The organism is Sphingorhabdus sp., from assembly GCF_040079335.1.
Taxonomy (GTDB): domain Bacteria; phylum Pseudomonadota; class Alphaproteobacteria; order Sphingomonadales; family Sphingomonadaceae; genus Sphingorhabdus_B.
In genome coordinates, this window is sequence record NZ_JBEBKL010000068.1 from 1 (window position 1) to 8,302 (window position 8,302).

At 59.1% G+C, this 8,302-nt stretch carries 9 protein-coding genes; 2 read left to right on the top strand and 7 right to left on the bottom strand.

Annotated elements, in window-relative coordinates:
* Positions 1-140 precede the first annotated feature (140 nt).
* The 7 genes from ABL922_RS13475 to ABL922_RS13505 all read right to left on the bottom strand — a co-directional run bounded on the left by ABL922_RS13475 (position 141) and on the right by ABL922_RS13505 (position 5,023).
* Complete coding sequence (locus ABL922_RS13475) at positions 141-1,121, bottom strand: SDR family NAD(P)-dependent oxidoreductase (RefSeq protein WP_349024729.1); 981 nt, start codon at positions 1,119-1,121, stop codon at positions 141-143.
* A gap of 79 nt (positions 1,122-1,200) precedes the next feature.
* The gene (pth, locus tag ABL922_RS13480; RefSeq protein WP_349024730.1) at positions 1,201-1,770 is read right to left on the bottom strand and encodes an aminoacyl-tRNA hydrolase; all 570 of its coding nucleotides are present in this window, start codon (positions 1,768-1,770) and stop codon (positions 1,201-1,203) included.
* Positions 1,771-1,892: 122 nt separating this feature from the next.
* Positions 1,893-2,507, bottom strand: a complete 615-nt coding sequence (locus ABL922_RS13485; RefSeq protein WP_349024731.1) for a 50S ribosomal protein L25/general stress protein Ctc — start codon at positions 2,505-2,507, stop codon at positions 1,893-1,895.
* A gap of 115 nt (positions 2,508-2,622) precedes the next feature.
* Positions 2,623-3,033 carry a hypothetical protein gene (locus tag ABL922_RS13490; RefSeq protein WP_349024732.1) on the bottom strand — a complete coding sequence of 137 codons (411 nt, stop codon included), beginning with the start codon at positions 3,031-3,033 and terminating at the stop codon, positions 2,623-2,625.
* A 138-nt stretch (positions 3,034-3,171) separates the two neighbouring features.
* Positions 3,172-4,107: a TraB/GumN family protein gene (locus ABL922_RS13495; protein WP_349024733.1), complete on the bottom strand. Its 936-nt coding sequence runs from the start codon at positions 4,105-4,107 to the stop codon at positions 3,172-3,174.
* A gap of 45 nt (positions 4,108-4,152) precedes the next feature.
* Positions 4,153-4,818: a hypothetical protein gene (locus ABL922_RS13500; RefSeq protein ID WP_349024734.1), complete on the bottom strand. Its 666-nt coding sequence runs from the start codon at positions 4,816-4,818 to the stop codon at positions 4,153-4,155.
* Positions 4,811-5,023 carry a helix-turn-helix transcriptional regulator gene (locus tag ABL922_RS13505; protein WP_349024735.1) on the bottom strand — a complete coding sequence of 71 codons (213 nt, stop codon included), beginning with the start codon at positions 5,021-5,023 and terminating at the stop codon, positions 4,811-4,813. Before ABL922_RS13505 ends, ABL922_RS13500 begins: the two co-directional genes overlap by 8 nt.
* Positions 5,024-5,214: 191 nt before the next feature.
* Here ABL922_RS13505 and ABL922_RS13510 point away from each other — a divergent pair, with 191 nt between their 5' ends.
* Together ABL922_RS13510 and glyS are read left to right on the top strand one after the other, a co-directional pair.
* Positions 5,215-6,087, top strand: coding sequence for a glycine--tRNA ligase subunit alpha (locus tag ABL922_RS13510; RefSeq protein WP_349024736.1), 873 nt, complete (start codon positions 5,215-5,217; stop codon positions 6,085-6,087).
* Positions 6,084-8,302: glycine--tRNA ligase subunit beta (glyS, locus tag ABL922_RS13515; RefSeq protein WP_349024737.1), on the top strand; the 2,219-nt coding region annotated here is incomplete at its 3' end. The genes ABL922_RS13510 and glyS, both read left to right, overlap by 4 nt.

Consider the following 8,302-nt stretch of genomic DNA (forward strand, 5'->3'; position numbering starts at 1 on the left):
GTGGGGTTGGGGTGGGGGTTGTCGGCAAGTCGCGATGCGTCAAATTGATCGCTGGCCTGAAAGTCCCCACCCCGCTGCGACTAGGCAGCAAGCTGCCAAGTCTCGCTGCCCCTCCCCGAAAGAGGAGGGGATAATTTCCCTCAGTCGTGCACCGCCTTCACCCAAGGCCCAAAGGGCGAGCCGCCGAGCCAAGCTACCTGCGTCTCCGCCGACACCTTGTTGATCGACTCTTGCGGCTTGCTGCCCGGATGGACCGCACGGCGCAGCGGGCGGGTGCCGGCGGGCATGGCGGCGATTTCGGCAATCGCGCGGGGGACGTCCATCGGATCAGCACTGCGTGTTGTACCATCTTCCCGACCCATTTGCGCGACGAGTGCGGGGTAGGCGGCGGCCTCCTCTGCCGTTAGCCGCTCCTTCAATTCCTTGGCCAGCACGTTCCGGTTGACCCACACCTTGGTTGGATAGCCGCCGGGCTGGATCACGCAGACATCGATATTGTGCGGCACCAGCTCATAGGCCATCGCCTCGCTCATTGCCTCCAGCGCGAATTTTGTGGGGGAGTAATGACCGGCAGAGGGCACGATCACCCGTCCGAGTTGCGAGGAAATGTTGAAGATCACCCCGCGCTTCGCTTTGCGCATGCCAGGCAGCACCGCGCGCACCATGCGGTGCGGGCCAAAAACATTGGTGTCGAAGATCAGCTTGGTGGCCGCCATATCCTGCAGTTCGATCGGCCCGGCATAGCCAACACCTGCATTGTTCACGAGGATGTCGATAAGGCCGCCGGCAATCTTCTCGGCCTCGGCAACTCCTGTTGCGACCTGCTCGTCCGAGGTGACGTCGATCTGGATGATATGGACGTCCAGCTTTTCCTTCGCCGCCTCGGCTTTCAGCTCGTCAGCCTCCTTGCGCGGCAGCCCGCGCATCGAGGCGATTACTTTTGCCCCTAACCGCGCATAATGCAGCGCACCCAAATAGCCGAAACCAGACGAAGCGCCGGTTATGAGCACCGACTTGCCCGCCAAGGGTTTATCGGAAGCAGTTGCAGGTCCGGGCAAGGTTGCTGCCGCCCCAACGGCCAGCGCGGTCTTGATTACGGTGCGGCGTTCCATTTCGGTCATCTCGGCTCTCCTTCGATCACCAAGATAACTGGCTTTACGCCGATTGCGAGTCCAGCCAGCGTTTCAGCTGTAGTGCCAATTAATCCTGTTGCCTCAGCGCAACCTCGCTCATGAAGCGCACATCTTCGCCTTTGGCGAGCCAATCGGCTTCCGCAGCAATCGCGCCCAGCATGTCAGCAAGCGGGTCGATCTCGTTCTTGGCAAAATTGCCCAGCACATAGCCGGTTACCCTGTCCTTATGCCCAGGATGGCCGATGCCCAGTCGCACACGGCGAAAGTCCGCGCCGATATGGTCGATGGTTGAACGGATGCCATTATGCCCGGCGGCACCGCCGCCGCGTTTCACTTTGATCTTGAAAGGCGCAAGGTCGAGTTCGTCGTAGAAGACGGTGACGTCTTCAGGCGCCAGTTTGTAGAAATCGAGCGCTGCACGGATGCTGCGGCCGCTTTCATTCATAAAGGTCGCGGGTTTAAGGAGGATGATCTTGTCGCCGCCGATGCGGACTTCTTGCATCCACCCCTGAAATTTCTTGGCGGGGGCAGGCGCATCATAGCGGTCGGCAAGCGCATCTGCGGCCATGAAGCCGACATTGTGCCGGTGCATCGCATATTGCGGTCCCGGATTGCCAAGGCCTGCCCAGATTTGCATCGCACCTTCCCAAAAACAGGAAACCCCCGCCGAAGCGGGGGCAACTGGCGGTTCTTTGCCCTTTCGAGCGTGAACCAGTCGCGCTGCCTGCATTCGCAGGGGCCGCGCGATATTTCAAGCTATCAAGCTTCGCCTTCAGCCTTGGTCGTATCGCCTTCCTGGCTCTTCATGCCAGAAGGTGCAACGACGGTCGCGATGGTGAAGTCGCGGTCGGTGATCGCGCTCTTCGAACCAGCGGGCAGCGTAACGTGGCTGATGTGGATCGAATCGCCGACGTCGAAACCGGTCACGTCGATGACGATTTCGTCAGGGATCAGGTTGGCGTCGCAGATCAGTTCGAGTTCGTGACGAACGATGTTGAGCACGCCGCCGCGCTTCAGGCCCGGTGATGCTTCTTCATTGGCGAAGACGACGGGGACTTCGACATGGACCGTTGCGTCCTTCGAAAGGCGCATGAAGTCGACATGGATCGGGCGGTCGCTGACCGGATGGAATGCCACATCCTTGGGCAAGGTGCGTTCGGTTTTGCCGTTCACGGTCACTTCGACAATGCTGTTCGAAAAGTGGCCGGTCATCAGTGCCTTGACGAGGGCTTTTTCCTCGACATGGACGGTTTCCGGTGCCTTGTTGTCGCCGTAGATAACGGCAGGTACACGGCCTTCGCGACGCAATGCACGGGAGGCTCCCTTGCCAGCCCGTTCGCGCGGCTCGGCCGACAGAGTCAGCTGATCGCTCATAATAAATCTCCAAATAAGTTCAGTATTTGCCGTCACGCCTCCAGGGATGACCATCACGGCAAGCGCGCGCCATTAGGCGGAAAGCCGCACAAATGCAAGCGTTAGAGTCTATAACCTATCTAAGCTGGTAGGTTATCGATCCGCGATACCAGCCGGTTTCATTTTCGCCCGTCGGTTTCAGCCAGCCTTTGACGGCGGCCTGCGAGGTTGCGGTCGCCGCAATCTGTTCAACCTCGGGGCATCCGATTTGTTCGACGATCACCCTTTTGATGCTGTTGTCGCGCGCAAATTCGACAAGGAAATCCATATCGAGGTCGATCCGTTTGCCATCGCCGATTGCGCTGCATTTTCCTGACGCCGCGAGTGAATCGATGGTCGCCATGGCATCGTTGCTCAAGCGGACGGTGTGGTGGCGTGCGAGCAGCGGGATGTCTGCCCAATTCCCCTTCGCTGTTTCCACGCTGTGTGCCGAAAGCGGTGTGGCGAGCAATGCGATGCTGATTCCGATGGTTGCTTTGACTGGCATGTCCCTACTCCTGCAGATGATGCGGCCATATCATGATTGGCGGCGAAATACCAAGCCGGTCATCGCGCATTCAATCGGGCAAAACAAAGGGGCAGAGCTTGGCACCCCGCCCCTATTTTGTCCGCTGTTGCGCGCGTGTCAGTAAGCGACGCGCTCGGCGTCAATTCCATAAGCGGTGAGCAATTTGGGCACGCTGGTCGTGCCGGAAAGATGGCCGGCGCCGACCGCCATGAAGGTCGTTCCGGGCTTTTTCATCTGCTCGTTGATCCATGCCGCCCAATTGGCATTGCGGTTGGTCAGCAGCGCCGAATAGAGTTTTGGATCGGTCAGCCCTTCGTTCATCACGCGGGCAAGCCCATCTGGATCGGGTTTCGCCCACAAGGCCACCATTGCATCCATGCTGCTGTTCATATCGTCGACCACTTTTGACGCTTCGACCAGAAACTTCACCTGGGTTTCTTGTGACAGCGTATCGAAAATGGCGAGCTGCGATTCCATTGTTTCAACGCCCAAAATGGGCTTTTTCGTCGCTTTTGCTGCAGCCGTCAGCTGCGTTTCAACGCCGCTGCTCACATCATAACCGCCCTTTTGCAGGCCCATGACCTGCATGGTTACGGCAGCCGCCCATGGATCGAAGGGTTCGAAGGCGGCGGCTGGGAGGCCGACTTTCTCCATCGCCTTGGTGAAGAGAGCCTTTTCATCCTCGGTCATTTTGGAAGACAATGTCTTTCCGTTTTGATCGAGGCCATATTTGGCAAACAGCTGCTGCGCTTCTCCGGCACCGGGCTCAACCATTTCAAGGACAAGACGGTCTGACTTGTCGAACGCTGTCTTCACCGCTTCGTCGAACCAGCCCATGCCGGGCTTCAGGATGTGAACGGTGCCGAACAGATAGATGGTCGTATCGGCATCCTTGACCACCCAAAGAGCGGGGTCGACATCGACGGTGGGAACGGCCACCGGCGCTGCGGGAGTTGGCTCTGCAGCCAGAGCGGGAGAGGCTGTTGGTCCACCGACCGCCGAGAGCGAAAGGGTGAGGGCAAGCAGCGCACTGTTCAGGAGAAAGGTCTTCATTTTGCTATCCTTGTAATGGGAATTGGTAGGGAGAGAGGTGTTTGTTCAGCGGTATTTTTTCCAGAACCAGACGGCGGTCCAGATGATCGCAAAAAGGCAGGTTATCAGCATGCCATTGGGTTCGGGCAGCAAGCCGCCGCGCCACAAGAACCACCATGTCGGGGCTCCAATCAGATAGGCATAGGCTGCATAATAGCCGCCGTCGCGATAGGCATTGGCTTCCTGCTCATCGATGGCGCGGGTGTGCCAGAACCAGGCGATGATAGGCATGATCACACCCCAGAAAACCGCCAGAAATACTGCTATTGCCAGCGGTAACGGGCTATCGGAAAACATGGTTTGCGGATCAGATGGTATCGAGCCATCGGTTGCCACCAACGTGGCGCCAATCACTGCGCCCAGCAGGCCGCAGCCTACCATGATATTGCGATTGAGTTTTTCGCGGGTTGTCATCGGGCCGCCGCCGATGTGGATGCGGCGCGCCATGGTCGTTTGCGCGTAGATCAACGCGCCGATCATCGCCACCAATCCAGCCACAATGGCGATGTCGATACCGGACGGCGGCTCACCAGATTCGGTAGAGGTAGCAATCACGCCGACAATCGCGCTCGCCGTGAAGATCGTGGCAAGCGCAGTCACCGCGATCCACGCCAGCGACCGGCCAACATTGCCCTCCGCTTCGGGGGTTTCCAATTCAGGCAGGTCAGTCATTTTGTGCTCCATCGAAACCATCGTCAAAAATCTCCTCAATCGACATGCCGAACAACCGGGCGATCTTGAACGCGAGCGGGAGCGAGGGATCATATTTCCCCGTCTCGATCGCATTCACCGCCTGCCGCGAAACATCGAGCCTCTCGCCAAGCTCGGCCTGGCTCCATTGGCGCTCTGCGCGCAACACTCTCAATCGGTTCTGCATGTCAGTTCTTGTTGTCCATATGTCATCTTACCCTGACTATATGTCGCGATTCGCTGACAATGTCAACTACCCCTGACATACTGCTATCAAAACCTGACATAGCGCAGGATTTCTGCGGCTTTGCGCAGCGCATTTGTTGCGCTGCGGCACAGATGCTTGATTTAGGGGCCTCCATCCGCCAAGGGGCGACCATGTCTGAATCCGGGCCACTCACCTTCCAGGACCTGATCCTGAAGCTCCATGATTATTGGGGCAAACAGGGCTGCGTCATCCTGCAACCTTATGACATGCGCGTAGGGGCGGGCACCTTCCACCCCGCCACCACTTTGCGCGCCCTAGGCCCCGACAGCTGGAACGCCGCCTATGTCCAGCCCAGCCGCCGCCCGACCGATGGCCGCTATGGCGAAAACCCCAACCGGCTGCAGCATTATTACCAATATCAGGTGATCATGAAGCCCAGCCCGGCAAACCTGCAAGAGCTGTATCTGGGTTCCTTGGACGCAATCGGTATCGATCCGCTCAAGCATGATATCCGTTTTGTCGAGGATGACTGGGAATCGCCCACGCTCGGCGCTTGGGGCCTGGGCTGGGAAGTCTGGTGCGACGGGATGGAAGTGACACAGTTCACTTATTTTCAGCAAATGGGCGGGTTCGATTGCAAGCCGGTGGCGGGCGAACTCACCTATGGGCTAGAACGGCTCGCCATGTATATCCAGGGCAAAGACAGCGTGTACGATCTCGCCTTCAACAATGCCGGCGTCACCTATGGCGATGTCTTCCACAAGAATGAGGTCGAATTTTCGACCTATAATTTCGAGGTCGCCGATACCGATCAGCTGTTTCAGGGCTTCAAAAATGCCGAGGCGGAATGCAAGCGCTGCATTGAAGCCAATGTGCCGCTCGCGGCCTATGACCAAGCGATCGAGGCAAGCCACCTGTTCAACCTGTTGCAGGCGCGCGGCGTGATCAGCGTACAGGAACGCGCGAGCTATATCGGCCGCGTGCGCGATCTGGCGAAGGGTTCATGCGAAGCGTGGATGCACAAGAACGGGTGGGCGGAATGACCGACTTCCTCCTTGAACTGCGCAGCGAAGAAATCCCGGCGCGCATGCAGGATAAGGCGCGCGAGGATCTGGCGCGGCTGTTCACCGCCGAACTCGACAAGGCGGGCCTCAAGGCTGCCGGGATCGTCACCTACGCCACCCCGCGCCGTCTGGCACTGATAGCCAAGGGGCTGCCGGTCGAAACCGAGGCAGTGTCTGAGGAAACCAAGGGCCCCAAGGTCGGCGCGCCGCCGCAGGCGATGGAAGGCTTCCTGCGCAAGGTCGGCCTGACGCAAGACCAGCTGGTCGAACGCGACGGCATTTACTTTGCGGTGGTTGAAAAGCCCGGCCGCAAGACCGCCCATGTGCTGGCCGAGGCGATCCCCGCGATCATCCGCGCCTTCCCATGGCCCAAATCGCAACGCTGGGGCGCGGCGTCGGGATCGACTGAGTCTTTGCGCTGGGTACGTCCGTTGCAGGGCATTGTCGCGCTGCTGGGTGACGATGTTGTCGATTGTGAAATTGACGGGATTGTCAGTGGCTCGGCAACCAAGGGGCACCGCTTCCACCACAGCGGCGAAGTGACCATCGGCAATGCGGGCGACTATGCGATGAAACTGCGCGCCGCGCATGTCATCGTCGATCAGGAAGAACGGCGGTCGATCATCCGTGCGGGCGCGGAAAAGGCAGCCGCCGATGCGGGGCTGGTGCTGGTTCCTGACGAAGGTCTGGTCAACGAAAATAGCGGCCTCACCGAATGGCCGGTGCCGATGCTCGGTCGTTTCGATCCGGCGTTCCTTGCGGTGCCCGAAGAGGTCATCCAGCTCACCGCGCGGGTGAACCAGAAATATTTTGTGTGTAATTCTCCCCTCCCGCCTGCGGGAGGGGTTGGGGGTGGGCCTGAAGCGCACCAATCCCACCCCGGCTCACCTGCGGCGAGCCACCCCTCCCGCGAGCGGGCGGGGAGATTAGCCAACGCCTTTGTCTGCACCGCCAATATCGTCGCGAACGATGGCGGCGCGGCGATTGTTGCGGGCAATGAAAAGGTGCTCGCGGCGCGATTGAGCGATGCGAAATTCTTCTGGGAGCAGGACCTGAAGGTTCCGCTCGACGAGCAGGCGAAGAAGCTGTCGCAGATCACCTTCCACGAGAAACTGGGCACCGTCGCCGACAAGGTCGAGCGAGTTGCGAAGCTGGCAAGGTGGCTGGTTGAGGAAGGCATAGTGAAATCCTCCCCATCACATGGGGAGGTGGCAGCGCATAGCGCTGACGGAGGGGGGGTGCAATCAGGTACCTCGGCTGAAACCTCCAGCCCCCTCCACCGCGCAAGCGCGGTCCCCCTCCCCGCACGCGGGGAGGATTTAGCCGATGATGCCGAACGCGCCGCGCGTCTGTGCAAGGCCGATCTCGTCACCGGCATGGTCGGCGAGTTCCCCGAACTGCAAGGCATCATGGGCGGCTATTACGCCCGCGTGCAGGGCGAAGCGGATGCTGTCGCGGATGCGGTGCGTGACCATTATAAGCCGGTAGGGCAGGGCGACGATGTGCCGACCGCTCCGGTGACGGTGGCGGTGAGTTTGGCGGATAAGCTGGATACGATTGCTGGATTCTTCTTGTTACGGCAGGAGCCGTCTGGATCGCGTGATCCATACGCACTTAGACGCAGTGCTAACGGTATAATCCTTGTACTGACTATTTCCGACCTTCGTGCGAATTTGGGTGTTGGTTTCGCCCAAGCTATTGTTGGCTATCTTGAGACGCTGCACAATTGGACGGCACGAAATGTGCCAGAAGTGAAGCAACAGACTGCCTCCTTGGAGAGCTGGACACGTCTTAGGCTGTTAGCAACAGCTGAGGGAATTTTCGAGGGACTACCAAAACAACCTGTCGTTGATTTGTCAGCGATTGAGGCCGCTCGAGATCTTTTCGACGCGCTAAAATTTAAAACTTTCCAGCAAATGCTCGAACGCACGGGTTCAATGGTGAAGTTTGTCTTCGAACGCCTCAAAGTCCAGCAGCGTGAGGCCGGCGTCCGGCATGACCTGATCGACGCTGTGTTTGCGCTTGGCGGGGAGGATGATCTCGTCCGCCTGCTCGCGCGGGTGAAGGCGTTGCAGGGTTTTGTTGGCACCGATGAGGGTGCGAATTTGCTCGCCGGGTATAAGCGGGCGGCGAATATTTTGAAGCAGGCTGAATCATCCTCCCCATCGACTAGCGATGGGGAGGATGATTCAGC